This is a genomic window from Streptomyces sp. NPDC031340, assembly GCF_055569945.1.
This window is the reverse complement of sequence record NZ_JBVIIE010000003.1, coordinates 174,454-198,371: the sequence shown is the minus strand read 5'-3', so window position 1 is coordinate 198,371 and position 23,918 is coordinate 174,454. Positions and strand designations below refer to the sequence as shown.

The following is a 23,918-nucleotide window of genomic DNA, read 5'->3' as shown; positions in this document are numbered from 1 at the left end:
GTGCCCCGGGCCCGGGACACGGGACTCAGCGCGCGGGAGCGCAGCACGCAGCGCGCGGGAACCACCGTGCCCAGGATGCTCAGGCACGAGGCACGTGGGCGCAGTACCGCGGCACGGAACTCAGCGCCCGCAGACACGGCTCGGCACCGGACCCCCGACGCCCGGGCACCGTGCCCCGGGCCGGGCACGGGGCTCAGGCCACGGAGCTCAGCGCGCGACGGCGCGGCACGCGGCGTCGCGGGAACGTTCCTGCCTTCCCGTCTGCCGGGCTCCGGTCAGACCGGGGCCGTGTCCGGGTGTCCGGCGAGGGCCGCCGCGGCGGCTCCCACCAGGCCCGCGTCCGTGCCCATCTGGGCCGGCGCGACGGTCAGCTGCCGTACGAAGGACAGGGTGGCGTAGTCGCCGAGGGCCTTGCGCAGCGGCGTGAACAGCACCTCGCCCGCCTTGCCCACCCCGCCGCCGATCACGGCGATGTCGATCTCGACCAGGGTCGCGGTGGCCGCGATGCCGGCGGCCAGCGCCTGGGCGGCCCGTTCGAAGGAGGCGAGGGCGACCGGGTCGCCGGCGCGGGCGGCCGCGGCGACCGCGGCGGCGGAGGCGTCACCGTCGGGGCCGGGCCGCCAGCCGTCGGCCAGGGCGCGGCGGGCGATGTTGGGCCCGCTCGCGATGCGCTCGACGCAGCCCCGCGAGCCGCACGGGCAGGCGTCTCCGTCGAGGTCGACGCTGATGTGGCCGATGTGGCCCGCGTTGCCGGTCGGGCCCGGGTGCAGCCGGCCGTCCAGCACCAGACCGCCGCCGACGCCCGTGGAGACCACCATGCACAGCGCGTTGTCGTGTCCGCGTGCGGCGCCCTGCCAGTGCTCGGCGGCGGTGATCGCCACGCCGTCGCCTATCAGCGACACGGGCAGTCCACCGGTCGCCTCCCGCACCCGCCGCACCAGCGGATAGGCCCGCCAGCCCGGCACGTTCACCGGGCTCACCGTGCCCGCGGAGGCGTCCACCGGCCCGGCGCTGCCGATGCCGAGGGCCGTGACCCTCGGCCACAGCGGCGAGCCGGTCAGTTCGCGGAGCACCTCCTCCACCGCTCCCATGACGGTCTCGCCGTCCTCCTGAGCGGGCGTCGCGTGCTGCGCTCGCACCAGGATCCGGCCGAGGCCGTCCACCAGGGCGCCGGCGATCTTGGTGCCGCCGATGTCGAGCGCGGCCACGAGGTCGGTGTGCATCAGTGTCTGATCTCCCCGTCAACCATCGAATCTCCCGTCAGCCAGGGGAAAGTTCCCCCGTCAACCATCGATGTAAGGTGAACCGGTCTCGCGGTGGGGGCGCGGGCCCGAAGTTTGCGGTGGACAGTCTCTCTCGTCCATGACAACGTTGTCCAGGCTCTATGCTCGACGCCACATCCTCATACAAGCCCATGCTTCGACGCAGCCCCGTGGGCGAGACAGGACAGGACAGCGCATCGTGCCCGAGACCGCACGCCGAACAGACCGTCACCCCGGGACGCGTTACGGCAACCGCCCGACCATGAAGGACGTCGCCGCGCGCGCCGGTGTCGGCCTGAAGACCGTCTCCCGCGTGGTCAACGGTGAGCCCGGCGTCACCCCGGAGACGGAGCGCCGCGTCCAGGACGCCATCGACGCCCTCGGCTTCCGCCGCAACGACAGCGCGCGCGTGCTGCGCAAGGGGCGCACGGCGAGCATCGGCCTGATACTCGAGGACCTCGCCGACCCGTTCTACGGCCCGCTCAGCCGCGCGGTCGAGGAGGTGGCCCGCTCGCACGGGGCACTGCTGATCAACGGCTCCAGCGCCGAGGACCCGGACCGTGAACAGGAACTGGCCCTCGCGCTGTGCGCGCGGCGGGTCGACGGGCTGGTGGTGATCCCGGCCGGTGACGACCACCGCTATCTGGAGCCCGAGATCAAGGCGGGCGTCGCCGTGGTCTTCGTCGATCGTCCGGCCGGGAAGATCGACGCCGACGTGGTCCTGTCGGACAACTACGGCGGTGCCCGCGACGGCGTCGCCCACCTCATCGCCCACGGCCACCGCCGGATCGGCTTCATCGGCGACATGCCCCGCATCCACACGGCCGCCGAGCGGCTGCGCGGCTACCGGGCCGCGATGGAGGACGCGGGCATACCGGTGGCGGACTCCTGGATGTCGCTGGGCGTCACCGACCCGCAGCGGGTGCGCCGGGCGGCCGAGCAGATGCTCTCCGGCCCGGCCCCGGTCACAGCGATCTTCACCGGGAACAACCGGGTGACGGTCACCGTGATCCGCGTGCTCGCCGAGCAGTCCCGCCCGGTCGCCCTCGTGGGCTTCGACGACATCGAGCTCGCCGACCTGCTGCGGCCCGGCGTCACCGTGATCGCCCAGGACCCGGCGGCGATCGGCCGTACCGCGGCCGAGCGCCTGTTCCGCCAGCTCGACGGGACCCTGGTCGTCCCGGAGCGCATCGACGTGCCGACCCGGCTGATCGCCCGCGGCTCGGGCGAGCTGCCGCCGGCGGACTGAGCGGCCCGTGCCCGTGCGGGACCGCACTCTCGAGGCGCCTGGCCCGCGGAGTCCGGCCTCCTCGACGGCGGCCGGCTGCTGCCGCTGGACCGGCTGGTGCACGACGACCGCGTGCCCGTCCTCGCGATCGGCTCCAACGCCTGTCCCGGTCAGCTGCGCCGCAAGATGGCCGAGGCCGGGATCACCTCCCCGGTGCCGATGGTGCGGTCGAAGGTCACGGGCATCGACGTCGGCGTCTCCGCGCACGTCAGCCGGATGGGCTACGTGGCCGCGTCACCGGTCGGATCCCCGGGGAAGGTACGGGAGTTGTTCGTCCTCTGGCTGGACGCCGAACAGCTGGCGGTGATCGACACGAGCGAGGGCGTGCCGTTGCCGCACGGCAACTACCGCCGCGCGTGGCTGCCTTCGGCCGTCGCCCGGATCGAGCCGGCCCACGGCACCGTATTGCCCGGCGCGTTCGCGTACGTCAACCGTCGCGGGGTGTTGCACGACGGCGCCGGGGTGCCGCGCGCGCATCCGGGCCAGCGCCCGCTGCTGACCGAACTCCTGCTGCGATCAAGCCGGTTGAGGGAGCTGTTCGGGGTCACGCCCGCGGAGTTCTGCGCCCGGGCGCGGGCCGACCGGCGGCTGTGCGCGCGGGGCACGGCACTGTTCGCGGAGGAGGGACTGGTCGCCTCCTCCGGGCTGGAGGAGTACGTACGGGTTCAGCGAGCGGCCGGCTGATCGCCGGTGCCGGTGCCGGTGCCGGTGCCGGTGCCGGGCCCCTGTAGTGGCCTGCGCGGGGCCACGAAGCCCTCCAGGTCGCCCCTGGTCAGACCGGTCGCCGCGGCGACCTCGGCGTCGTCGAGCGCGCCGCAGTGCAGTCCGCGCAGCAGGTAGCCGCTGAGGGCCCTGGCGGTGGCGGGTTCGTCCATGACATCGCCGCCGGTCCGGGCGACGTAGCAGGAGAGGCGGTCGGCGGCCTGCCGGAAGCCCTCCCGGTAGAAGGCGAAGACGGCGGCGTACCGGGTCGGCAGGTGGCCGGGGTGCATGTCCCAGCCCTGGTAGAAGGCGCGGGCCAGGGCGCGGCGGGTGAGGCGGTAGTGCAGCCGCCAGGCCTCGTGGACCTGCTCGGTGGGGCCGACGGGCAGCACGTTGGTCGACCCGTCCGACACCCGCACGCCGGTGCCCGCGGCCGCGACCTGCATGACCGCCTTGGCGTGGTCGGCGACCGGATGGTCGGGGGCCTGGTGGGCGGCGGAGACGCCGAGGGCCGCGCTGTAGTCGAAGGTGCCGTAGTGCAGGCCGGTGGCGCGGCCCCGGGACGCCTGGATCAGGCGGGCGACCGTCGCGGTGCCGTCGGCGGCGAGGACGGCCTGGCCGGTCTCGATCTGGATCTCGAAGCCGATCCGGCCGGGCGGCAGTCCCCGCGCCTCCTCGAAGGCCTCCAGGAGCCGCACCATGGCGGTGACCTGCTGGGGGTAGGTCACCTTCGGCAGCGTCAGCAGCAGCCCGTCGGGCAGGCCGCCGGCCTCCGTCAGGCCGGTGAGGAAGATGTCGAGGGTGCGGATGCCCCGGTCGCGCACCGGCGCCTCCAGACACTTCATGCGGATCCCCGTCCAGGGGGCCGCGGTGCCCGTCGCGTACGCCTGCGCGACCAGCCGGGCCGCCCGTGCGGCCGCCTCGTCCTCCTCGGCGTCCGGGCGCGGGCCGTAGCCGTCCTCGAAGTCGATGCGCAGGTCTTCCACCGGTTCGCGTTCGAGCTTGGCGCGCACGCGCGCGTGGACGGCCTCGGCGAGGTCGCCGGACAGGCCGAGGACGGCGGCGAAGGAGGCGGCGTCCGGGGCGTGCTCGTCGAGGGCGGCGAGGGCCTGGTCGCCCCAGGAGCGGACGGTGTCGGCGGCGAACACGTCACCGGGGACGTAGACCGTGTGGACGGGCTGGCGGGTGCCCGGGTCGCCGGGGTAACGGCGCTCCAGTTCGGCGTCGACCGGCGCGAGGAAGGCGCCGATCTCCTCGCTGACGGCGCCCGGGAGGCTCGTCGGCACCTCCGATCGCCGGCCCTGCCCCATGCCACGCCTCCCGCCTGCCGCCGCCGCTTCCGCCAAGCGGAATCAACAATCCGTTGAATGACGGTATCCGCGCGTCTTCCCGCCGGTCAACACCCGCCTCGCCGCGGTCCGCCGTCGCCGCTCGTCGTGGGGTGAACGAGCCGAGGCCCCCGCGACCGTTCGCGCGGTCGCGGGGGCCTCGGGCCGTGATCGGGGACGATCAGCCCTTGCGGGCCTTGATCTCCTCGGTGAGCTGCGGGACGACGTCGAAGAGGTCGCCGACGACGCCGTAGTCGACCAGGTCGAAGATCGGGGCCTCGGGGTCCTTGTTGACGGCCACGATCGTCTTCGAGGTCTGCATGCCGGCCCGGTGCTGGATCGCGCCGGAGATGCCGTTGGCGATGTACAGCTGCGGCGAGACGGACTTGCCGGTCTGGCCGACCTGGTTGGTGTGCGGGTACCAGCCCGCGTCGACGGCGGCACGCGAGGCGCCGACGGCCGCGCCGAGGGAGTCGGCGAGCGCCTCGACGATCGCGAAGTTCTCCGCGCCGTTGACACCGCGGCCGCCGGAGACCACGATCGCCGCCTCGGTCAGCTCGGGACGCCCCGTCGATTCACGCGGCGTACGCGCGGTGACCTTGGTGCCGGTGGCCAGTGCGGAGAAGGACACCTCCAGCGCCTCGACCGCACCGGCGGCCGGGGCGGCCTCCACAGCGGCCGAGTTGGGCTTGACGGTGATGACCGGGGTGCCCTTGGAGACGCGGGACTTGGTGGTGAACGACGCGGCGAACACCGACTGGGTGGCCACCGGGCCCTCCTCGCCGGCCTCCAGGTCGACGGCGTCGGTGATGACACCGGAGCCGATGCGCAGCGCCAGACGGGCGGCGATCTCCTTGCCCTCCGCGGACGACGGCACCAGCACGGCGGCCGGGGAGACGGCCGCGACGGCGGCCTGCAGCGCGTCCACCTTCGGCACGACCAGGTAGTCGGCGTACTCGGACGCCTCGGACGTCAGCACACGCACCGCGCCGTGCTCACCGAGCACCGCGGCGGTGCCGGCGGCGCCGTCGCCGAGGGCGACGGCGACCGGCTCGCCGATGCGGCGGGCCAGCGTCAGCAGCTCCAGGGTGGGCTTGCGGACGGCACCGTCCACGTGATCGACGTAGACGAGGACTTCAGCCATGGGATTGCTCTCCTGCGAAACGAAGTTGAGGGGCGGTCAGCGAGTCGGGCTCAGATGAACTTCTGGCCCGCGAGGAACTCGGCGAGCTGCTTGCCGCCCTCGCCCTCGTCCTTGACGATCGTGCCCGCCGTGCGGGCCGGACGCTGGGCGGCCGACTCGACCACCGTGTACGCGCCCTCCAGGCCGACCTCCTCGGCCTCGATGTCGAGGTCGGACAGGTCCCAGGACTCGACCGGCTTCTTCTTCGCGGCCATGATCCCCTTGAAGGACGGGTAACGCGCCTCGCCCGACTGGTCGGTCACCGACACCACCGCCGGAAGCTGCGCCTCAAGCTGCTCGGACGCGGTGTCGCCGTCACGGCGGCCCTTGACCGTGCCGTCCTCGACCGACACCTCCGACAGCAGCGTCACCTGCGGCACGCCGAGGCGCTCCGCCACCAGCGCCGGCACCACGCCCATCGTGCCGTCGGTGGAGGCCATGCCGGAGACCACCAGGTCGTAGCCGGCCTTCTCGATCGCCTTCGCCAGCACCAGCGAGGTACCGATCGCGTCGGTGCCGTGCAGGTCGTCGTCCTCGACGTGGACCGCCTTGTCCGCGCCCATCGACAGCGCCTTGCGCAGCGCGTCCTTCGCGTCCTCCGGACCCACCGTCAGGACGGTCACCTCGACGTCGTCGTCCGCGTTCTCCTTGATCTGCAGCGCCTGCTCGACCGCGTACTCGTCCAGCTCGGAGAGCAGACCGTCCACGTCGTCCCGGTCGACGGTCAGGTCATCGGCGAAGTGCCGGTCGCCAGTGGCGTCGGGCACGTACTTCACAGTGACAACGATCCTCAAGCTCACGCCGGCTCTCCTACTGCATCGTCTTTTCAGTGCTGCCTGCTTGCAAGGCAGCATAGGCGCCACAAGCGGCCGATCCCGATCGGGGCGATCCGCGCTCCGAGCGAAACATTACTCGCCAGTACACCCAGTTCATTCCCGCTAAGCAAGCGCTTTGAACTGTGACCTGTGCAACGCAGCGTAACCGGAACCGCCGAGCCTCGCGAGACCGGTCGGCAGCCGGTCAGTCGCGCAGGCCGCTGAAGCGCCCCTGGTGGTAGAGGAGCGGCCGTCCGGGACCCGTGGGATCGCCGAGGACAACCTCGGCCAGGACGATGCGGTGGTCGCCCGCGGGCACGCGCGCGACGACCCGGCAGACCAGCCAGGCCAGGACGTCGTCGAGGACGGGGACGCCCTCGGGCCCCTCGCGCCAGGCGGTGGGCGCGCCGAAGCGGTCGGCTCCGCTGCGGGCGAAGGTGGCCGCCAGCTCCTGCTGGTGCTCACCGAGTACGTGGACCCCGAGATGCTCGGTCCGGGATATCGCCGGCCAGCTGGACGCGCCGGTGCTGATGCCGAAGGACAGCAGCGGGGGCTCCGCGGAGACGGAGGTGAGCGAGGTCGCGGTGAAGCCGACCGGGCCCGCGTCGCCGCGGGCGGTGATCACCGCCACTCCGGCCGCGTGCCGCCGGAAGACGGAGCGCAGCAGGTCGGGAGAGGCGAGCTGGGGGGCGGTGAGGTCGGGTGTGGCCGTCAAGGGGCTGTCCTTCTGCGAGAAGTGGCCGTCGGGGTCCGTGGCTGCTCAGCAGCCCGGACAGCACGCGCTCGCGGTGCGGACGAGGTCGACGTGGACCCGCCCGTGGAGAAGGAGTTCTGACGGCATACGGTCAGGCTGACGATAGCTGGCCCGTGCAGTCAAGTACGTCCCGTCATGTGGGAGCCTCACCCAAGGCCTCAGCCACGACCTCACCCGCCGCCGCACCCGTCAGACCGCCTCGCCCAGCGCGGCGATGACGTCGGCCTTGCGGGGTTGGCCGGTGGCGCGCCGGACGACGCGGCCGTCGGCGTCGAGGACCAGCACGGTCGGCGTCTTGAGGATGTCGAGGTCGCGGACGAGCGCGAGGTGGGCCTCCGCGTCGATCTCGACATGGGTCACGCCCGGAACCAGGCCGGCCACCTCAGCGAGGATCCGCCGGGTGGCCCGGCAGGGCGCGCAGAAGGCGCTGGAGAACTGCACCAGGGTGGCTCGCTCCCCGAGTCGCTCACCCAGTTCGGCGGGGCCGAGCCGCTTGCCGTCGTCGCGTCCTCGCACGCGCACCCTCCCGCTCCGCCGCCGATGCAGCAAGCCGTACCCACTCGCCGCCGCGAGCACCGCAACGCACACCACCAGTCCGGTCATGACCTGCACAAGCGTTCACGAGACTGCAAAGATTCCCGTCTCCCGTCATCTTTTCCGCTGCGGAATGCTTGATTCATGGAAATCGATGTGAGGGGACCCCGGTTCGGGGCCACCGTGACGACCGTCGTCCTGGCGGTCGTGCTGGTCACCGGGAACGTGTGGCTGCTGGCCTGGCAGACGCTGGCGTTCGCACTGGGCGCGGCGGGCGGGGTGGGACGTTCGCCGTACGGCTGGCTGTTCCGCCGGTACGTGCGCCCGCGGCTCGGGCCGCCGAGCGAGCGGGAGGCGCCGGAGCCGCCGCGGTTCGCGCAGGCGGTGGGACTGGTCTTCGCGGGCGTGGGGCTGGTCGGTTACGGGCTGGGACCCGGTTGGCTGGGCCTCGCCGCGACGGGGGCCGCGCTCGCGGCGGCCTTCCTCAACGCCGCGTTCGGTACTGCCTGGGATGCGAGACGTATCTGCTGCTGCGGCGGGTGACGGTGCGCGCGGAGTGAGGGGGGCAGGACCACGAGGTCGACCAGTGGAGCGGGCGTGACGAGGATCTCGCCGCGCCCCGGCACTTAGGCTGGCCCCCGGGCCGTTATTCGGGCACGATCTGCCACAGGCCGTAAACCTACGGCAGCGTAACTTTCCGCCGGGACATCCCCTGCCCGGCAGAGAAGGAAGGGCTCACCCCGTCCATGGCAGAGCTTGTCTACCGTCCCGTCATCGGCCTCGCGCTCACCCTGTTCAAAGCGTGGGACCTGAAGATCGACTGCAAGGGGTCGGAGAACATCCCGCGCTCGGGCGGCGCTGTCCTGGTGAGCAATCACATCAGCTACCTCGACTTCATCTTCGACGGACTGGCGGCGCTCCCGCAGAAGCGCCTCGTCCGCTTCATGGCCAAGGAGTCCGTCTTCCGCCACCGGATCTCCGGCCCGCTGATGCGCGGGATGAAGCACATCCCGGTGGACCGCAACCAGGGCGAGGCGGCCTACGAGCACGCGCTGAACTCGCTGCGGTCCGGTGAGGTGGTGGGGGTCTTCCCCGAGGCCACGATCTCGCAGTCGTTCACGCTCAAGAGCTTCAAGTCGGGCGCCGCCCGCCTGGCCCAGGAGGCGGGCGTGCCGATGATCCCGATGGCGCTGTGGGGCACCCAGCGACTGTGGACCAAGGGCCACCCGCGCAACTTCAAGCGCAGCCACACCCCGATCACCATCCGCGTGGGCGAGCCGCTGGAGGCCTCGCGCGAGCAGTACGCCGGGGCGATCACCCGTCGTCTGCGCGGACGCGTCCAGGAGTTGCTGGAGGCCGCCCAGCGCGCTTACCCGGTGCGCCCCAAGGACGCCGACGACACCTGGTGGATGCCGGCCCATCTGGGCGGTACGGCCCCGACGCCGGAGCAGGTGCGGGAGTCGGAATCGCGCTGAGGCGCGCCGGTTCAGTCCGCGGACCGCGGCGCGTGCATCTCGATCCGCGCGCCCGGGCTGAACTTCTCGAGGAGTTCGGCGAGTTCGCCCGCTGCCGCCTCGACGTCGGCAACCGGCACCGGGGGCAGGCTCTCCAGGAGGAAGATCGCCGACGTGGTCGCCTCGGTGAGCCGGGTGCGCGGGCCCTGGCGCCAGTTCCAGCGGCGGCAGGTCACGCCCGCCTCGTCGCACCACACCACCTCCCCCGTGTCCGGGTGCTCGACGACCTCCTCACCGCCCGCCACGGTCACGAAGTCCTCGTCGCCCGCGGCCCGCACGAGGCGCATTCCGCCCTCGACGCGGTCGGCGTCCTCGCCGCCGACGGGGATCAGGTGGGCGACGCTGACGGCGTTGTAGAGGTCGACCAGCAGGTTGATGCGGGGCAGGCCGGCCCCGGACAGGGCCCTCTTCGCCAGCGCCTCCGCGGAGTTGCGGGTGCGTGACGGCTTGGAGCCGAACGCGGTGTAGACGGCGCGCCAGGCGGCCATGTGCGGGTCCTCGTGCGGCGGGCGTCCGTCCAGGCGTACGGCGAGACGGCGGGCCGCGTCGTCCAGGAAGGCCGCGCCGGCCTCCGTGCTCGGGCCGTTGACCAGGCCGTGCGCCTCGATCGCGACGTGGGTGAAGCCGGGCGCGAGGGCGCGCACCTCGTCCGACACGGTCAGCGTGAGGGTCATGGTCCTGGTCCGCCTTGCCTCAGAGTTCGGTGGGGAGGTTCCGCCACAGGGAGGGCCGGTCCGGCGCGGATCGCAGCGCGCCGAGCACGGCAGGGTGCGGTTCAGCGTACAGCACCGGGTAGTCCACCTCACTGCACTTCGGATCGGGGACCCAGGCCAGGCGTTCACCGTCCAGGGAGAACCGGGCGTCGACGCCCGGTTTGTTGCCGCGCGGGTCCTGCCGGTGCCAGGCGCCGTCGAGGCGGACGGCGACCAGGCCGTGGACGGCGTGCCCGCCGCCGTCGTCGTGCAGCAGCCGCTGGTAGCAGAGCGCGGTGGGGATGTCCTCGGCCCGCAGCAGGGCGGCCAGGGCGTGCGCCTTGGCGTAGCAGATGCCGGTGCGCTGTGCCATGACGTCGGAGGCGCGCCAGGTGACGCGCGGATCGCCGCTGTCGTCGGAGTGCGGGATGCCGTCGCGGACGAATTCGTAGGCGGCGCGCGCATAGGCATACGAATCCTCGACGCCTCCGGCGAGCCGTGCGGCGGCGCTCCGCACCACCGGGTGATGGTGATCGATGGCCTCGTCAGCGGCGAGATACGCGGACAGATCAGGGGCGTTCTGGATCATCTCCATGCCCGCAGAGCATAGAAATGCGATCACCCGAGAGTCAATGACGTTTCAGGCGACCGCATACCTATGCAACCATCCGTGCTAGCGGGCCATCTCCTCCTTGAGAGCCGCCAGGAAGGCGTCCACGTCCTCCTCGGTGGTGTCGAACGCGCACATCCAGCGCACCACGCCGGCCGCCTCGTCCCAGAAGTAGAAACGGAACCGCCGCTGCAGGCGCTCGGACACGTCGTGCGGGAGCCGGGCGAAGACGCCGTTGGCCTGCACGGGGTGGAGGATCTCCACGCCGTGCACCGCCCGCACGCCCTCGGCCAGGCGCTGCGCCATCTCGTTGGCGTGGCGGGCGTTGCGCAGCCACAGGTCCTTGGCGAACAGGGCCTCCAACTGCACCGACGCGAAACGCATCTTGGACGCCAGCTGCATCGACATCTTGCGCAGGTGCTTCATCCGCCGCACCGCGTCCTGCTCGATGACGACGACCGCCTCGCCGAACAGCGCGCCGTTCTTCGTGCCGCCCAGGGAGAGGATGTCGACGCCGACCGCGTTGGTGAAGGTCCGCAACGGCACGTCCAGACTGGCGGCGGCGTTGGCTATCCGGGAACCGTCCAGGTGCACCCTCATGCCGCGGGCGTGGGCGTGCTCGCAGATCGCGCGGATCTCCTGCGGCGTGTAGAGGGTGCCGAGTTCGGTGCTCTGGGTGATCGAGACGACCTGCGGCATGGCGCGGTGCTCGTCCTCCCAGCCGTACGCCTGCCGGTCGATCAGGTCGGGCGTGAGCTTGCCGTCGGGCGTGGGCACGGTGAGCAGCTTCAGGCCGCCCATGCGCTCGGGGGCGCCGCCCTCGTCGACGTTGATGTGCGCGCTCTCGGCGCAGATCACCGCGCCCCAGCGGTCGGTGACCGCCTGGAGCGCGACGACGTTGGCGCCGGTGCCGTTGAAGACCGGGAACGCCTCGGCGGTGGGCCCGAAGTGGCTGCGGACGATCCGCTGGAGGTTGTCGGTGTAGACGTCCTCGCCGTACGCCACCTGGTGCCCGCCGTTGGCCAGGGCCAGGGCGGCGAGCACCTCGGGGTGGGCGCCGGCGTAGTTGTCACTGGCGAAACCGCGGACCTCCGGATCGTGCCGGCGGCGCGCGTCGGTCTTCGGGGGGTTCACGGCTGCTCGGTCAGCCACAGACGCTTTCCGTTCACTTCGGCGGCGGGCTTGCTCCACACGTCGACGATGGCCTCGGCCAGGTCCTTGACGTCCGTGAAGCCCGCGAACTTCGCGTTGGGACGCTCGGCGCGCATCGCGTCGTGCACCAATGCCTTCACCACCAGGATCGCGGCCGCCGACGTCGGACCCCCGGCGCCCGCGGCCTTCTTGAAGGCGTCGGCCAGCGCCAGCGTCCACGCCTCGGCGGCGGCCTTGGCGGCGGCGTAGGAGGCGTTGCCCGCGGTCGGCTTGGAGGCGCCGGCCGCGCTGATCAGCAGATACCGCCCGCGGTCGCTGCGCTGCAGGCCGTCGTAGAAGGCCAGGGAGGTGTGCTGCACCGTGCGGATGAGCAGCAGTTCGAGGAAGTCCCAGTCGTCGAGGCTGGTCTTGACGAACGTCTCGCTGCCACGCCAGCCGCCGACCAGGTGGACCAGGCCGTCGACGCGTCCGAAGTCCTTCTCGATGTGCGCGGCCCATTCGCGGGTCGAATCCAGATCCAGCAGATCGACCGGCTCGCCGGTGACGGTGGCGCCGCCGGAGGCGTACCGGGCGGCGTCCACGGCCTCCGCCAGCCGCTCGGGATCGTTGTCCGCGCCGACGACGGTCGCACCCGCCTCGGCCAGCCGCAGCAGCGTCGCCCGCCCCGCGGGCCCGCCCGCACCGGCGACCGCGATCACCGCGCCGCCAAGAGCCCCGTTCCCCATGTTCTTCGCCTCCTGAGCAGTGTTCCGCTGTTGCTTGCCCGCTCGCCGGAGGGGCGCCGCAGTCGACGGCTGGGGCGCGACCGTGCTCGCACCCTCGCCGCTGCTGACGCGCCCCTCCGGCTCACTACGGACGGTGCGATCGCTCACGCGGCGATCCGCTCGGCACTCTCCGCCGTGATACCCCGGGTCGAGGAGATCACATTCTTCAGCTTCTTGGAGAGGGCCTCATAGAACATGCTCAGCGGAAACTCGTCCGGAAGCACGTCGTCGACGAGTTTCCGCGGCGGCCGGCTCAGGTCCAGGGCCTCAGGACCCTTGGCCCAGCGCGAGGCCGGGTGCGGGGCGAGGTAGGTGGAGACCAGCTCGTACCCGGCGAACCAGTGCACGAGCTTGGGGCGGTCGATGCCGTCGCGGTAGAGCTTCTCGATCTCGGCGCACAGCTGGTTGGTGACCTGCGGGGCGCGCTCCCAGTCGATCGACAGCCTGTTGTCGGTCCAGCGGACGACGTCGTGCCGGTGCAGGTAGGCGAAGAGCAGCTGGCCGCCGAGCCCGTCGTAGTTGCGGACGCGCTCGCCGGTGACCGGGAAGCGGAACATGCGGTCGAACAGCACCGCGTACTGCACGTCACGGGCCTGCGGGACGCCCTCGGCCTGCAGTTCGACGGCCTCCTTGAAGGAGGTGAGGTCGCAGCGCAGCTCCTCCAGGCCGTACATCCAGAACGGCTGGCGCTGCTTGATCATGAACGGGTCGAAGGGCAGGTCGCCGTGGCTGTGGGTGCGGTCGTGGATCATGTCCCACAGCACGAACGCCTCCTCGCAGCGCTTCTGGTCGTGGACCATCGCGGCGACGTCCTCGGGCAGCTCGAGACCGAGGATGTCGACGGCGGCCGCGGTGACGCGGCGGAAGCGGGCGGCCTCGCGGTCGCAGAAGATGGCGCCCCAGGTGAAGCGTTCCGGCGCCTCGCGCACGGCTATGGTCTCCGGGAAGAGCACGGCGGAGTTGGTGTCGTAGCCGGAGGTGAAGTCCTCGAACGTGATGCCGCAGAACAGCGGGTTGTCGTAGCGGGTGCGCTCCAGCTCGGCCAGCCAGTCCGGCCACACCATGCGCAGCACGACCGCCTCGAGGTTGCGGTCGGGGTTGCCGTTCTGCGTGTACATCGGGAAGACGACCAGGTGCTGCAGGCCGTCGACGCGGTTGGCGGCGGGCTGGAAGGCCAGCAGTGAGTCGAGGAAGTCGGGCACCTGGAAGCCGTCGACGATCCACCGGTCCAGGTCCTTGACCAGCGCCTCATGGTAGGCGCGGTCGTGCGGGAGCAGCGGGGAGAGCTCCTCGACCGCCGCGGCGACACGCCGTACGGCCGCCTCGGCGTCCGCGCGGCCGGGGGCGCCCTCGGCCTCGAAGTCGATCGACCCGTCCTTGGACTGCCATGGCCGGATCAGCTCCACGGCATCCTTGAGCACAGGCCACGCCGGGTGCTCGACCACCCTGGTCGCGGGAGGAACCTGCTCCTCCACAGCCGCCTGCACAAGAATTTCCGTCATGTCTCACCCTCCACGGGAGAACCTCGCGTACGAAGACCGTATACACATGAGGTTTCCCTCAGCAAGGGGAGCCTCAGCAAATTATCCTGCCCACCCCCCGCAGTCGCCGAACTTTTTCCTGTCAGGTGCCGTAAGCACGAAGATTCCGGGTACCCGAACCCCTCGGCCGACCCGGGACGGCGATCCCCTCGCCGACCGGGGTTCAACGCGGGGCGGGGCGGTTAGGCTGCGGATCTGCCCGCGCGGCCGCCCGTGCCGGCCCGGGCGGGCTCCGAGCCGCCGTCGACGGGAAGCGAGTCGAACGTTGAACTTCCTCACCATCGGTCACCGCGGAGTGATGGGTGTCGAACCCGAGAACACCCTCCGGTCCTTCGTCGCCGCCGAGCAGGCCGGCCTCGACGTCATCGAACTCGACCTCCACCTCAGCAGCGACGGCGCGCTCGTCGTCATGCACGACACCGACGTGGACCGCACGACCGACGGAAGCGGCCCGATCGCCGGGAAGACCCTCGCCGAGCTGCGCCTCCTGGACGCGGGCCGCGCGGAGCGCGTCCCCGTCCTCGAGGAGGTCCTGGACACGGTGACGACGCCGCTGCAGGCCGAGATCAAGGACGTACGGGCGGCACGGGCGCTGGCGGAGGTCATGCTCGACCGGGACCTGGTCCCCCGGGTGGAGGTGTCCTCGTTCCACGACGAGGCGATCGCCGAGATCGCCCGGCTGGTGCCCGGCGTGCGGACCGCGCTCATCGGCAGCCGCTACCACACCGGCATCGTGGAACGCGCCGTCGAGGCCGGCGCCGCGACCGTCTGCCTCAACATCCGCCGGCTGACGCTGGAGATCGTGGAGGCGGCCCGCAAGGCGGACATGCGGATCATCGGCTGGGTGGTGAACACCCAGGACCACCTGCGGCTCGCACGGGCCCTGGGACTGGACGGCGTGACCACCGACTTCCCGGAGATCAAACGCACCGGCCGCTTCACAGCCTGAGAGCCGGCTTCACGGCCGCAGGGCCGCGTTCACGGCCCGGGAGTCAGCCGAGTTCCTTGACCAGCAGCTCGAACTCCAGGTCGTCCCGCTGCGGGATGCCGAAGCGCTCGTCGCCGTACGGGAAGGGGGACGTCTTGCCCGTACGGCGGTAGCCGCGCCGCTCGTACCAGGCGATCAGGTCCTCGCGTACGGAGATGACGGTCATGTGCATCTCCTTCACGCCCCAGGTCTCGCGGGCCGTGCGCTCCGCCTCCGCGATGATCACCTTGCCGAGGCCCGCGCCCTGCAGCCGCGGGCTGACAGCGAACATCCCGAAGTAGGCGTGGTCGCCGCGGTGCTCGAGCTGGCAGCAGGCGACGGCGAGGCCGTCCCGTTCCACCGTCAGCAGCCTGCTGTCGGGCGACTCGATGACCTCGAGCACACCCTCGGGGTCGGTCCGCTGCCCCTGGAGGATGTCCGCCTCGGTGGTCCACCCGGCCCGGCTGGCGTCCCCGCGGTACGCCGACTCGATCAGCGCGACGAGCGCGTCCACGTCGGCGTCGGTGGCGTCACGGAAGGTCAGTCCGGCGGCGGACGCGGCGGTCGCGCCGGTCGCGGTGGTCGCGCTGGTCTCCATGGGGGCTTTCTCCGCTCTCGGGCACGGCTGGGCAGGAATGAGGGTATCCCTGCCGCTAGGCTCCCGGTGCATGGTGCACGTACTGAGCAGCCGGATCCTCCTGCGCCCCACCGACCCCGAGCGCTCCCGCGCCTTCTACGGCGATCAGTTGGGCCTGGCCGTCTACCGCGAGTTCGGCACCGGCCCGGACCGTGGCACGGTCTACTTCCTCGGCGGCGGCTTCCTGGAGGTCTCGGGGCGTTCCGAGACCCCGCCGTCGCCGCCCCCGCGGCTCTGGCTCCAGGTCGAGGACATGGGCGCGGCGCACGCGGAGCTGCGCGGCAAGGACGTGCAGATCGTGCGGCGCCCGGTGAAGGAGCCGTGGGGGCTGATCGAGATGTGGATCGCGGACCCGGACGGGACGCGGATCGTCCTGGTGGAGGTGCCGGCCGACCACCCGATCCGCTACCGGCCGGGCGTCTGAGTCGAGCCTCCGGGCGGGCCGACGAGGAGGGCTCCCCGGCGAAGGGAAGGCGAGGGCGGGGGCGGCTCAGGCGCGCAGGGCGTCCAGGCGGCCCTCCAGGCGGCCGAGCAGTTCGCCGAGGAGGCCGGCGAGTTCGCCTCTACCCCGCGGGTCGAGTACGGACAGCACGGCGGTCTCGTAGGCGAGCTGTTCGGGGAGGATGCCGTCGACCAGGTCGCGGCCGGCGTCCGTGAGGCGCACGTGGGCGACGCGGCGGTCGCGGGTGTCGCCGCGGCGCTCGACCAGTCCGCGCTCGGTCAGCTGCTTGAGGCGCTTGGTGACGGCGGCGCCGGAGGAGAAGGTCTCGCGGGCCAGTTCGCTGGGGGTCAGTTCGTGGCCGGTGCGGCGCAGCGCGCCCAGCAGGTCGAATTCGGCCCGGCTGAGTCCGGCCCGGCGCAGCGGAGCGTCCTCGGCCTGCTGCAGGAGCGCGGAACAGCGGTTGATGCGGCCGATGATCTCCATCGGGCCGGTGTCGAGCTCCGGATGGACGGCCCGCCACTGGCGGACCACCGCCGAGACGGTGTCGCCCCCGGTCGTGTCCCGTGCGCCCGCTGCCGTCCCCGTCATGGCCGAATGCCCTCCGTGCTCGTTGCCGTGTCCCCGTCCAGGTGCAGTCCCTGGCGTCGTACCGTCGCGGCGAGCGTACGGTGTCCGGCCTGCTCGGCGCGCACCACCCTCTCCTGGGGCAGCGCGCGCTGCCACCACTCGCCGGACGCGGCGTCGACCGTGGCGCGCAGGTCGGTCAGGGCCGCGGCGAGGGCGCGGCGGGCGGCCTCCAGGGCCGCGGGGGCGGGCGCCGGTTCCGCGAGGAGGCGGGCCGTGCGCTCGCGGGAGCGTTCGGCGGCGGCCAGGGCCGACTCGACCCGGTCGGCCACGCGCCGGTTGGTGACGGCCACCCCGGCGAGGAACCCGACCAGCGCGCCGACGACGGTGTCCGCCACCCGCTCGGTGATCAGCCGCCCCGGCTGCTGGAAGCCGGCGAACTCGGTGATGAGCAGCGCCATCGGGGTCACGCAGACGTTGCCGAGCCAGTAGTTGCGGCCGATCAGCGCCTCGGCGCCGAAGTTGAAGGCGAGGCAGCACAGCACCAGGGCCGCCTGCCCCAGGTGGGCCAGTGGGACGACGGCGGCGAACAGCAGGACGCCGGCCAGGTTGCCGACGACGCGCTGAACGGCCCTGCTGAAGGTGAGGGCGAGGTTCGCCTGGTAGAGCGAGGCGGCGGTGACCAGGGCCCAGTACGGGCGGCCGACGCCCAGGGCGAGGGAGGCGTAGCCGGCGAGGGCGCAGCCCAGGGCGCAGCGCGCGGCGATAGGGGCGAGCGGGCCGAGGTGGTGCCACCAGGCGCGGTGCGGCGCGGCCGGCGCGGCGTCCGTGCCGAGGACGTCGTCAGCATCGGCCTGCGCCGCGCCGGGCTGCGGGATGCGGCCGGTGCCGCGCAGGCCGCGGGCCCACTCGCGCAGCCGCCGCGGGTCGGTGTCGGCCGGGGCGGCGAGGGCGACCTCGGCGCGGACGACGAGCCGTTCGAGGGCGTGCCGGGTGTCCGTGGAGCGCGTGCCGAGGGTGAGGAGGGTGTGCCGGGCGGCCTGGACCGCGGCGGCCGCGGCGGCGCGGGTCCGGCCGTGCGGGTCCTCGCGGTGGCTCTCGGCGTAGGAGGCGGCGGCGATCAGGGCGTGGGCGGTGGCCCGGCGTTCCGGGCCGTGCGGACGCACCAGGGCGGGCGCCATGCCGACGGTCCAGGCCCAGGCGCCCGCCGCGAGGGCCAGCGCGAGGTGGCCGGGGACCTGGCCGAGGGTCTGCGGGGCGAAGAGGGAGGCGGAGGTGATGAAGGTGAGGATCACGTTGCCGGGCGGGCCGATGCGGGTCGCGTCGCACAGCGCCTTCTGCGCCGCGGCCAGCAGCGCGCCGACGGCCACCGGGACGACGGCGCCGGTCGTGACGGAGGCCGTGACCAGGGCGACGGCGAGGCCGCCGACCATGCCGAGGACCACCCAGGCCAGCGCCCGGGCCCGGGCGGCGTACGGGCGGTTGTGCGCGTAGAGCGCGCACAGGGATCCGGCCATCGTGTACATCGCCAGGTCGAGCCGGCCCAGCGCCAGCAGGAGCAGGTTGGGCGGCGCGACGGAGACGATCACGCTCAGGGCGGGCTTGAACCAGATGTCCGAGGGCCGGCCCACGCGTAGCACGCCGGCGAGCGGGAGGCGGCGCACGCGCGGGGTCGCGGAGGCAGGAGGCGCACTGATCATATCCACGAGATTAGCAGGTGTTTTACCTGTAAAGCATCCAGTGTGACCTGCCGTGCTCCGTCCGGTGCTCCCCGCATACACCCTTGCGCTCGCGTGCGCGCCGCGTCGTGAGGGCATCGACGCACTGTCCGACACCGTCGAGCGGGGAGGCGCGCGTGCACGGAGCGGCTTCGTACGGCTGGCTGCTGGTCGCGCTCTGTACGGCGACCGGCGCCTACTGCCTGCTGCGGATGCGCAGCACCGTCGAGGAGCAGCGCCGGGCCGCGGGCGGCGAGGCGCTGATGGGCTTCGGCATGGCGGCGATGGCCGTGCCCGCGGCCGCGTTCAGCCCTCCGGCGTGGACGTGGCCGGTCTACGCGGGCGTGTTCGGCGTGGCCGCGCTGCGCGCCCTGTGGGCGGCGCGGACCAGCGTGCACCATCTGCACCACCTGGTCGGCACCTCGGCCATGGCCTACATGGCGGTCGTGATGGCCACCTCCCCCGGGCACCACGCGGAACACGGCGCCTCGTCCGGGGTCCCGCTCGTGACGGGCGCGCTGCTGCTGTACTTCGCGGGCTACGTCCTGCGCTCCGGCGTCCGGCTGGTGCCCGTCGGCGCGGTCGGTGCCGCGGCGGGGTGGGGCGACCGGCCGGAGCTGTCGCGGGCGTGCCGGCTGTCGATGGGGATCGCCATGGTGGCGATGCTGCTCGCCCTGTGACCATTGCCGCACGTGCCGCGCGTGCCGCGCGGGCCTGTGTTGCGGGTCGTGGGGTAACCGGGATCCGAGGCGTCGTTCGCCTCCCGCCCCGGACGTCGACGAGGATCGCCCCATGCACACCCAGTCCGTCGACTCCCCGCCCCGTCCGCCGGCCCCGCGTACCGCCCTTCGCGCCGCGACCGTCCTCGCGCTGTGCTCGGCGTTGCTGCTGATCCTGGTCGCGGCCCGCTGGCGCCCGCTGACCGGGTTCGACGGGGACGTCTCCCGCACCACCCACCGCTGGGCGGTCGACGAACCCGGCGTGACCCACGTCTGCCGCATCCTGACCGACTGGGTCTGGGACCCGACGACGATGCGCCTGCTGGCCGCGGCCGTCGTGGTGTGGCTGGTGTGGCGGCGCTCGGCGTGGTGGACGGGGGTCTGGCTGGCGGCCGTCTGCGCGGTGGGCACCGTGCTGCAGCAGTCCCTCAAGGCCGCGGTGGACCGCCCGCGGCCGGTGTGGCGGGACCCGGTCGACTCCGCCCACTACGCGGCCTTCCCCTCGGGCCATGCCATGACCGCCACGGTCGTCTGCGGCCTCCTGCTGTGGCTGCTCCACCACTACGGCGTGGGCCGCGCCCTGTGGCGTACGGCGGTGACGGTCGCCGTGGTCTCGGTGGCCGGGGTGGGCCTGACCCGGGTGTGGCTGGGGGTGCACTGGCCGTCGGACGTGCTGGGCGGCTGGCTGCTGGGCGCGACGCTGGTGGCGCTGGCGGTGGCGGCGCACCGGCGGTGGCGGCCGTGAGGCCCGGCGACGGTCCCGGCGCGCCGTAGGATCCGCTCATGACCGCCGTGTTGTTCGACTTCTCCGGCACCCTGTTCCGTATCGAGTCCGCCGAGTCCTGGCTGCGCGCGGTCCTGGACGAGGCCGGGATCACGCCGGCGGAGCCGGAGGTGGCGCGGACGGCGCGGGCCCTGGAGGCGGCGGGGGCGCTGCCGGGCGGGCCGGCCCCGGTGCGGGTGCCCGCGGAGGCGGCCGGACTGTGGACGGTGCGCGATCGCAGCGCCGGGGAACACCGCGCCGCCTACACCGCGCTCGCCCGGCAGGTCCCGCTCCCCGAGCCGGAGCTGTACGACGCCCTCTACGACCGGCACATGACGCCGCAGGCGTGGAGCTGCTACCCCGACGCCCCCGAGGTGCTGCGCACGCTGCGCGAGCGCGGGATCGCCGTGGGCGTGGTCAGCAACATCGGCTGGGACCTGCGCCCGGTCTTCCGCGAGCACGGCCTCGACCGGTATGTGGACGCCTACGTCCTGTCGTACGAGCACGGCGTCCAGAAGCCCGATCCCCGGCTGTTCGCGACCGCCTGCGAGGCGCTGGGCGCCGACCCGGCCGCGACGCTGATGGTCGGCGACGACCGGCGGGCGGACGGCGGAGCGGCGGCCCTGGGGTGCCGGGTGCACTTCGTGGACCATCTGCCCGCCGGGCAGCGGCCGGACGGACTGCGGCCGGTACTGGACCTCGTGGGCTGAGCCCCGAGCCGCGTGGACGGAGCCCGGAGCCGCCCCGCGCTCCGGACGGTCCGGCGCCCGCGCGGCCGTCGGGTCGGGCCGGCGCTCCGGCCGCCCGACCTGACGGCCGCTGACGAATCAGCCGCCCGCCTGAGACGATCCCCCGCGTCGCCCCAGACGGACGGCAGCCCTGAACAGCCCTCTGGGGGCCGATGCGGACCAGCTGAGTATAGTTGGCTGGCAGCCAGTCAACGCAGGAGTCAAGCATGTCCCCGCGCAGCGCCTCGGTCAATGAAGAGTTGCGGAGACGTTCCCGGGAGCGGCTCCTGCAGGCGGCCGTCGAGCTGGTCGGAGAGCGCGGCTACGAGGCCACGACGCTCGCCGACATAGCGGACCGGGCGGGCTCGGCGCGCGGCCTGGTGTCGTACTACTTCCCGGGAAAGCGCCAGCTCGTGCAGTCCGCGGTGCACCGGCTGATGCACCGCACGCTGGAGGAGGGGCTGGAGCGCGAGCCGCGCACCGAGGACGGCCGTGAGCGGATGGCGCGGGCCATCGACGCGATCCTGGGACTGGCCCGGGACCGGCCGGTGCTGATGCGCCAGCACATGGCGGGGATGCTGCAGGCGGAGGGCTTCGTGCAGTGCCCGGAGCAGCAGCGCCTGGCCGAGCTGCTGCGGGACACGGCGGCCCGGCACGGGTCGCCGGACGTCGACGCGGACTATCCGATGCTGCGCTCGCTGCTCATGGGCGCCGTCTACGCGATGGTGCTGCCGAACGTGCCGATGCCGCCGGCGACCCTGCGCGCCGAGCTGTTCAAGCGCTACCGGCTGGACTGGGAGATGGGCTTCCCGCCGGACGCCGGGGCGGTGTCCGGCGAGACGTCGTGCGAGACGGACCTGTCGCGGTACTTCGCCACCGGCGAGCAGTCCGACGGTTAGCAGTCCGACGGCGAGCAGTCCGACGGTCAGCAGTCCGACGGCGAGCAGCGACGGCCGGACCGCAGGACGGGCGGGCCGGTCAGCGTCGCGTGTGACGTGGCGTCAGCAGGCCCGCGTCCCGGGCCCGGCCGATCAGCCGGAGCGAGGTGCGGCGGCTGTGGCCGGTCGCGCACATCACCGCCAGGACCGGATCGGCGCCCCGCGCCTGGGCCGCCCGGTACTCCCGTGCGACCAGCCACCGCTCCTCGATGCCGCGCGGCGCCGGGCGGGCCCGGCGCGCTCCGGAGGGCTCGCCCGGCGCGCAGAGCGGCTCGCCGTCCGCGCCGCACGCCTCGGCCAGCGGATCCTCCAGCCAGTCGGCGAGCACCGCGAGGTCGTCCAGGGACAGCGCCGGCTGCGCCTTCACGTCCTCGATGCACACGCCTCCGTCCCGGACCACGGCGAGCGCGTCGACCCGGGCGCCGTCGTCGAACGTCAGCCGGACCTCGAACCAGGCCGTCGTCACCGGGCCCTCGCTCTCCCGCAGCCTCCAGGCGGGCCGCACGGACACAGTGCCGTCCGTGGGGCGACGAGCGGAGAGATCAAGAAATGATGCGTTCAGCACATACGCAACGTAACCGCATCATCACTTAACGCAGGAACAGAACGCGCCGTCGCACCGCGCACGGCACCCTGCCGGCGGAGCACCCGGCGGAGCGCCGGCAGAGCACCGGCGGACCGACATCGGACCGGCGCCGGACCTGCGGGTCGGGACACCGGGCGGCAACAGGCCAGAAATCAACAAACTGTTCAAGCCGCATACGGTCTCGTGCTGTCCGGAATTCTCATTCCTCCTCGCCGCCGCTCTGGAGTGCCCATGACGACGACCGCTCCCCTCCATCCCGTCGACGAAGTACCACCCGCACGGCAGTTGGCCGCCTTCGGTCTGCAGCACGTGCTCGCGATGTACGCGGGCGCCGTCGCGGTTCCGCTGATCGTGGGCAGCGCGATGAAGCTGTCGCCCGCGGACCTGGCGTATCTGATCACCGCCGACCTGCTGGTGTGCGGCATCGCCACGCTCATCCAGTGTGTGGGCTTCTGGCGGTTCGGCGTGCGGCTGCCGATCATGCAGGGCTGCACGTTCGCGGCGGTGTCGCCGATGGTGCTCATCGGCACGACGGGTGGCGGGCTGCCCGCGGTCTACGGCTCCGTGATCGTCGCGGGGCTGGCGATCATGTTGCTGGCGCCGGTCTTCGGCAGGCTGCTGCGCTTCTTCCCGCCGCTGGTCACCGGCACCGTCATCCTGATCATCGGCATCTCGCTGCTGCCGGTCGCGGGCAACTGGGCCGCGGGCGGCGTCGGTTCGAAGGACTTCGGGGAGCCGAAGAACCTCGCCCTGGCCCTCTTCGTGCTGGTGGTGGTGCTGGGCGTGCAGCGGTTCGCGCCGGCGTTCCTGCGCCGGATCGCGGTGCTGACCGGCATCGCGGTGGGCCTGGTGGTGGCGGTGCCCTTCGGCTTCACGGACTTCGGCGCGGTCGCGGACGCCGACTGGGTCGGCGTCAGCACGCCGTTCCACTTCGGCATGCCCGCCTTCGAGGCGTCGGCGATCGTCTCCATGCTGGTGGTGGCGCTGGTGACGATGACCGAGACGACCGGGGACCTCATCGCGGTCGGCGAGCTGACGGGGCGTAAGGTGCAGCCGCGTTCGCTGTCCGACGGGCTGCGCGCCGACGGCCTGTCCACCGTCCTCGGCGGCGTCTTCAACACCTTCCCGTACACGGCGTACGCCCAGAACGTGGGCCTCGTCGGCATGACCCGGGTGCGCAGCCGCTGGGTCGTCGCCACGGCGGGCGGCATCCTGGTCCTGCTCGGCCTGCTGCCCAAGCTCGGCGCGGTGGTCGCGGCGATCCCGGCGCCGGTGCTGGGCGGCGCCGGCCTGGTGATGTTCGGGACGGTCGCGGCGAGCGGCCTGCGGACGCTGTCCGAGGTGGACTTCAAGGGCAACAGCAACCTGACGGTGGTGGCCGTCTCGGTGGCCATGGGCGTGCTGCCGGTCGGGGTGCCGACGGCGTACGAGAAGTTCCCGGACTGGTTCCAGACGGTCATGAACAGCGGGATCAGCGCGGGCTGCCTCACCGCGATCGTGCTGAACCTGCTCTTCAACCACCTTCCCGGGAAGGCAGGTCCGGCCCTCCCCGACCCCGTCGGCCTGCCGGTCGGCGGCGGGGAGGAGCCGGCCGGGCCGTCCCCGGAGGAGGCCGTCGGGGCGAAGGAGCCGCAGACGGCCGAGCCTCAGCTCGGTTCGTAGGTCCGCGGCCGAGCAGCCGGGTGCCGGCCGTCGGACGTACGGACGTCCGACGGCC

The 23,918-nt window shown here is 72.8% G+C and carries 26 protein-coding genes and 1 pseudogene; 11 read left to right on the top strand and 16 right to left on the bottom strand.

Annotated elements, in window-relative coordinates; genetic code table 11:
- Positions 1–275 precede the first annotated feature (275 nt).
- Positions 276–1,223, bottom strand: coding sequence for an ROK family protein (locus ACZ5GT_RS03415; RefSeq protein ID WP_469013663.1), 948 nt, complete (start codon positions 1,221–1,223; stop codon positions 276–278).
- 238 nt (positions 1,224–1,461) lie between these two features.
- On the opposite strand from ACZ5GT_RS03415, the gene ACZ5GT_RS03410 reads away from it, so the two are divergent.
- Both ACZ5GT_RS03410 and ACZ5GT_RS03405 read left to right on the top strand, forming a co-directional pair.
- Complete coding sequence (locus ACZ5GT_RS03410) at positions 1,462–2,511, top strand: LacI family DNA-binding transcriptional regulator (protein ID WP_469013662.1); 1,050 nt, start codon at positions 1,462–1,464, stop codon at positions 2,509–2,511.
- A 75-nt stretch (positions 2,512–2,586) separates the two neighbouring features.
- The gene (locus ACZ5GT_RS03405) at positions 2,587–3,234 is read left to right on the top strand and encodes a hypothetical protein (protein WP_469013753.1); all 648 of its coding nucleotides are present in this window, start codon (positions 2,587–2,589) and stop codon (positions 3,232–3,234) included.
- On the opposite strand, the gene ACZ5GT_RS03400 is transcribed toward ACZ5GT_RS03405, so the two are convergent.
- The 6 genes from ACZ5GT_RS03400 to ACZ5GT_RS03375 form a co-directional block, all read right to left on the bottom strand.
- Complete coding sequence (locus ACZ5GT_RS03400) at positions 3,216–4,562, bottom strand: DUF6986 family protein (RefSeq protein WP_469013660.1); 1,347 nt, start codon at positions 4,560–4,562, stop codon at positions 3,216–3,218. The genes ACZ5GT_RS03405 and ACZ5GT_RS03400 overlap by 19 nt on opposite strands.
- Positions 4,563–4,761: 199 nt before the next feature.
- A complete protein-coding gene (locus ACZ5GT_RS03395; protein WP_469013658.1) occupies positions 4,762–5,724 on the bottom strand; it encodes an electron transfer flavoprotein subunit alpha/FixB family protein in 963 nt (320 codons plus the stop codon).
- Positions 5,725–5,774: 50 nt separating this feature from the next.
- The gene (locus ACZ5GT_RS03390) at positions 5,775–6,563 is read right to left on the bottom strand and encodes an electron transfer flavoprotein subunit beta/FixA family protein (RefSeq protein ID WP_469013656.1); all 789 of its coding nucleotides are present in this window, start codon (positions 6,561–6,563) and stop codon (positions 5,775–5,777) included.
- A gap of 220 nt (positions 6,564–6,783) precedes the next feature.
- Positions 6,784–7,293 carry a flavin reductase family protein gene (locus tag ACZ5GT_RS03385; RefSeq protein WP_469013654.1) on the bottom strand — a complete coding sequence of 170 codons (510 nt, stop codon included), beginning with the start codon at positions 7,291–7,293 and terminating at the stop codon, positions 6,784–6,786.
- A gap of 45 nt (positions 7,294–7,338) precedes the next feature.
- Positions 7,339–7,419 carry a putative leader peptide gene (locus tag ACZ5GT_RS03380; RefSeq protein ID WP_383875100.1) on the bottom strand — a complete coding sequence of 27 codons (81 nt, stop codon included), beginning with the start codon at positions 7,417–7,419 and terminating at the stop codon, positions 7,339–7,341.
- Between the two features lie 102 nt (positions 7,420–7,521).
- Positions 7,522–7,935, bottom strand: coding sequence for a thioredoxin family protein (locus tag ACZ5GT_RS03375; RefSeq protein ID WP_469013651.1), 414 nt, complete (start codon positions 7,933–7,935; stop codon positions 7,522–7,524).
- Positions 7,936–8,010: 75 nt separating this feature from the next.
- Between ACZ5GT_RS03375 and ACZ5GT_RS03370 the strand changes: the two are divergent.
- Together ACZ5GT_RS03370 and ACZ5GT_RS03365 are read left to right on the top strand one after the other, a co-directional pair.
- Positions 8,011–8,426: pseudogene (locus tag ACZ5GT_RS03370) on the top strand (DUF4395 domain-containing protein).
- A 186-nt stretch (positions 8,427–8,612) separates the two neighbouring features.
- Positions 8,613–9,341: a lysophospholipid acyltransferase family protein gene (locus ACZ5GT_RS03365; RefSeq protein ID WP_469013648.1), complete on the top strand. Its 729-nt coding sequence runs from the start codon at positions 8,613–8,615 to the stop codon at positions 9,339–9,341.
- An 11-nt stretch (positions 9,342–9,352) separates the two neighbouring features.
- Here ACZ5GT_RS03365 and ACZ5GT_RS03360 read toward each other — a convergent pair whose 3' ends face one another.
- The 5 genes from ACZ5GT_RS03360 to ACZ5GT_RS03340 all read right to left on the bottom strand — a co-directional run bounded on the left by ACZ5GT_RS03360 (position 9,353) and on the right by ACZ5GT_RS03340 (position 14,100).
- The gene (locus ACZ5GT_RS03360; RefSeq protein ID WP_469013645.1) at positions 9,353–10,054 is read right to left on the bottom strand and encodes a B3/B4 domain-containing protein; all 702 of its coding nucleotides are present in this window, start codon (positions 10,052–10,054) and stop codon (positions 9,353–9,355) included.
- A gap of 19 nt (positions 10,055–10,073) precedes the next feature.
- Positions 10,074–10,667 carry a transglutaminase domain-containing protein gene (locus ACZ5GT_RS03355; RefSeq protein ID WP_469013644.1) on the bottom strand — a complete coding sequence of 198 codons (594 nt, stop codon included), beginning with the start codon at positions 10,665–10,667 and terminating at the stop codon, positions 10,074–10,076.
- 78 nt (positions 10,668–10,745) lie between these two features.
- Positions 10,746–11,816, bottom strand: coding sequence for a threonine aldolase family protein (locus ACZ5GT_RS03350; RefSeq protein WP_469013643.1), 1,071 nt, complete (start codon positions 11,814–11,816; stop codon positions 10,746–10,748).
- Entirely contained in the window at positions 11,813–12,559 is a 747-nt protein-coding gene (locus tag ACZ5GT_RS03345; RefSeq protein ID WP_469013641.1) for an SDR family NAD(P)-dependent oxidoreductase, read from the bottom strand. The genes ACZ5GT_RS03350 and ACZ5GT_RS03345 overlap by 4 nt, the downstream gene beginning before the upstream one ends.
- 143 nt (positions 12,560–12,702) lie before the next feature.
- The gene (locus tag ACZ5GT_RS03340) at positions 12,703–14,100 is read right to left on the bottom strand and encodes a DUF6421 family protein (RefSeq protein WP_469013639.1); all 1,398 of its coding nucleotides are present in this window, start codon (positions 14,098–14,100) and stop codon (positions 12,703–12,705) included.
- 304 nt (positions 14,101–14,404) lie between these two features.
- Between ACZ5GT_RS03340 and ACZ5GT_RS03335 the strand changes: the two genes are divergently transcribed.
- Complete coding sequence (locus ACZ5GT_RS03335) at positions 14,405–15,088, top strand: glycerophosphodiester phosphodiesterase (protein WP_469013637.1); 684 nt, start codon at positions 14,405–14,407, stop codon at positions 15,086–15,088.
- A gap of 43 nt (positions 15,089–15,131) precedes the next feature.
- On the opposite strand, the gene ACZ5GT_RS03330 is transcribed toward ACZ5GT_RS03335, so the two are convergent.
- Entirely contained in the window at positions 15,132–15,704 is a 573-nt protein-coding gene (locus tag ACZ5GT_RS03330; RefSeq protein ID WP_469013636.1) for a GNAT family N-acetyltransferase, read from the bottom strand.
- Positions 15,705–15,774: 70 nt separating this feature from the next.
- On the opposite strand from ACZ5GT_RS03330, the gene ACZ5GT_RS03325 reads away from it, so the two are divergent.
- Positions 15,775–16,167: a VOC family protein gene (locus ACZ5GT_RS03325; protein ID WP_469013634.1), complete on the top strand. Its 393-nt coding sequence runs from the start codon at positions 15,775–15,777 to the stop codon at positions 16,165–16,167.
- 66 nt (positions 16,168–16,233) lie between these two features.
- On the opposite strand, the gene ACZ5GT_RS03320 is transcribed toward ACZ5GT_RS03325, so the two are convergent.
- Together ACZ5GT_RS03320 and ACZ5GT_RS03315 are read right to left on the bottom strand one after the other, a co-directional pair.
- Complete coding sequence (locus tag ACZ5GT_RS03320; protein WP_469013632.1) at positions 16,234–16,773, bottom strand: MarR family winged helix-turn-helix transcriptional regulator; 540 nt, start codon at positions 16,771–16,773, stop codon at positions 16,234–16,236.
- The gene (locus ACZ5GT_RS03315; RefSeq protein WP_469013630.1) at positions 16,770–18,449 is read right to left on the bottom strand and encodes an FUSC family protein; all 1,680 of its coding nucleotides are present in this window, start codon (positions 18,447–18,449) and stop codon (positions 16,770–16,772) included. Before ACZ5GT_RS03315 ends, ACZ5GT_RS03320 begins: the two co-directional genes overlap by 4 nt.
- A gap of 155 nt (positions 18,450–18,604) precedes the next feature.
- On the opposite strand from ACZ5GT_RS03315, the gene ACZ5GT_RS03310 reads away from it, so the two are divergent.
- From ACZ5GT_RS03310 to ACZ5GT_RS03295, 4 genes are all read left to right on the top strand, one after another.
- Complete coding sequence (locus ACZ5GT_RS03310; protein WP_469013625.1) at positions 18,605–19,147, top strand: DUF5134 domain-containing protein; 543 nt, start codon at positions 18,605–18,607, stop codon at positions 19,145–19,147.
- 112 nt (positions 19,148–19,259) lie between these two features.
- Positions 19,260–19,931 (top strand): phosphatase PAP2 family protein, encoded by a 672-nt coding sequence (locus tag ACZ5GT_RS03305; protein ID WP_469013620.1) that lies wholly within the window; start codon positions 19,260–19,262, stop codon positions 19,929–19,931.
- A gap of 38 nt (positions 19,932–19,969) precedes the next feature.
- A complete protein-coding gene (locus ACZ5GT_RS03300) occupies positions 19,970–20,659 on the top strand; it encodes an HAD family hydrolase (protein ID WP_469013616.1) in 690 nt (229 codons plus the stop codon).
- 245 nt (positions 20,660–20,904) lie between these two features.
- Positions 20,905–21,576 carry a TetR/AcrR family transcriptional regulator gene (locus ACZ5GT_RS03295; protein WP_469013611.1) on the top strand — a complete coding sequence of 224 codons (672 nt, stop codon included), beginning with the start codon at positions 20,905–20,907 and terminating at the stop codon, positions 21,574–21,576.
- Positions 21,577–21,655: 79 nt separating this feature from the next.
- Here ACZ5GT_RS03295 and ACZ5GT_RS03290 read toward each other — a convergent pair whose 3' ends face one another.
- Positions 21,656–22,126, bottom strand: coding sequence for a DUF6214 family protein (locus ACZ5GT_RS03290; protein ID WP_469013606.1), 471 nt, complete (start codon positions 22,124–22,126; stop codon positions 21,656–21,658).
- A gap of 306 nt (positions 22,127–22,432) precedes the next feature.
- On the opposite strand from ACZ5GT_RS03290, the gene ACZ5GT_RS03285 reads away from it, so the two are divergent.
- Positions 22,433–23,863 (top strand): nucleobase:cation symporter-2 family protein, encoded by a 1,431-nt coding sequence (locus ACZ5GT_RS03285; protein WP_469013604.1) that lies wholly within the window; start codon positions 22,433–22,435, stop codon positions 23,861–23,863.
- The last annotated feature ends 55 nt before the right edge of the window (positions 23,864–23,918 follow it).

What these genes read in the sequence shown, in the direction of transcription:
- ACZ5GT_RS03330 (WP_469013636.1), bottom strand. Translation starts at nt 15,704, where the DNA reads ATGGAGACCAGCGCGACCACCGCGACCGGCGCGACCGCCGCGTCCGCC.
- ACZ5GT_RS03320 (WP_469013632.1), bottom strand. Translation starts at nt 16,773, where the DNA reads ATGACGGGGACGGCAGCGGGCGCACGGGACACGACCGGGGGCGACACC.
- ACZ5GT_RS03355 (WP_469013644.1), bottom strand. Translation starts at nt 10,667, where the DNA reads ATGGAGATGATCCAGAACGCCCCTGATCTGTCCGCGTATCTCGCCGCT.
- ACZ5GT_RS03295 (WP_469013611.1), top strand. Translation starts at nt 20,905, where the DNA reads ATGTCCCCGCGCAGCGCCTCGGTCAATGAAGAGTTGCGGAGACGTTCC.
- ACZ5GT_RS03365 (WP_469013648.1), top strand. Translation starts at nt 8,613, where the DNA reads ATGGCAGAGCTTGTCTACCGTCCCGTCATCGGCCTCGCGCTCACCCTG.
- ACZ5GT_RS03375 (WP_469013651.1), bottom strand. Translation starts at nt 7,935, where the DNA reads ATGACCGGACTGGTGGTGTGCGTTGCGGTGCTCGCGGCGGCGAGTGGG.
- ACZ5GT_RS03300 (WP_469013616.1), top strand. Translation starts at nt 19,970, where the DNA reads ATGACCGCCGTGTTGTTCGACTTCTCCGGCACCCTGTTCCGTATCGAG.
- ACZ5GT_RS03415 (WP_469013663.1), bottom strand. Translation starts at nt 1,223, where the DNA reads ATGCACACCGACCTCGTGGCCGCGCTCGACATCGGCGGCACCAAGATC.
- ACZ5GT_RS03400 (WP_469013660.1), bottom strand. Translation starts at nt 4,562, where the DNA reads ATGGGGCAGGGCCGGCGATCGGAGGTGCCGACGAGCCTCCCGGGCGCC.
- ACZ5GT_RS03360 (WP_469013645.1), bottom strand. Translation starts at nt 10,054, where the DNA reads ATGACCCTCACGCTGACCGTGTCGGACGAGGTGCGCGCCCTCGCGCCC.
- ACZ5GT_RS03345 (WP_469013641.1), bottom strand. Translation starts at nt 12,559, where the DNA reads ATGGGGAACGGGGCTCTTGGCGGCGCGGTGATCGCGGTCGCCGGTGCG.
- ACZ5GT_RS03315 (WP_469013630.1), bottom strand. Translation starts at nt 18,449, where the DNA reads ATGATCAGTGCGCCTCCTGCCTCCGCGACCCCGCGCGTGCGCCGCCTC.
- ACZ5GT_RS03305 (WP_469013620.1), top strand. Translation starts at nt 19,260, where the DNA reads ATGCACACCCAGTCCGTCGACTCCCCGCCCCGTCCGCCGGCCCCGCGT.
- ACZ5GT_RS03285 (WP_469013604.1), top strand. Translation starts at nt 22,433, where the DNA reads ATGACGACGACCGCTCCCCTCCATCCCGTCGACGAAGTACCACCCGCA.
- ACZ5GT_RS03380 (WP_383875100.1), bottom strand. Translation starts at nt 7,419, where the DNA reads ATGCCGTCAGAACTCCTTCTCCACGGGCGGGTCCACGTCGACCTCGTC.
- ACZ5GT_RS03340 (WP_469013639.1), bottom strand. Translation starts at nt 14,100, where the DNA reads ATGACGGAAATTCTTGTGCAGGCGGCTGTGGAGGAGCAGGTTCCTCCC.
- ACZ5GT_RS03325 (WP_469013634.1), top strand. Translation starts at nt 15,775, where the DNA reads ATGGTGCACGTACTGAGCAGCCGGATCCTCCTGCGCCCCACCGACCCC.
- ACZ5GT_RS03395 (WP_469013658.1), bottom strand. Translation starts at nt 5,724, where the DNA reads ATGGCTGAAGTCCTCGTCTACGTCGATCACGTGGACGGTGCCGTCCGC.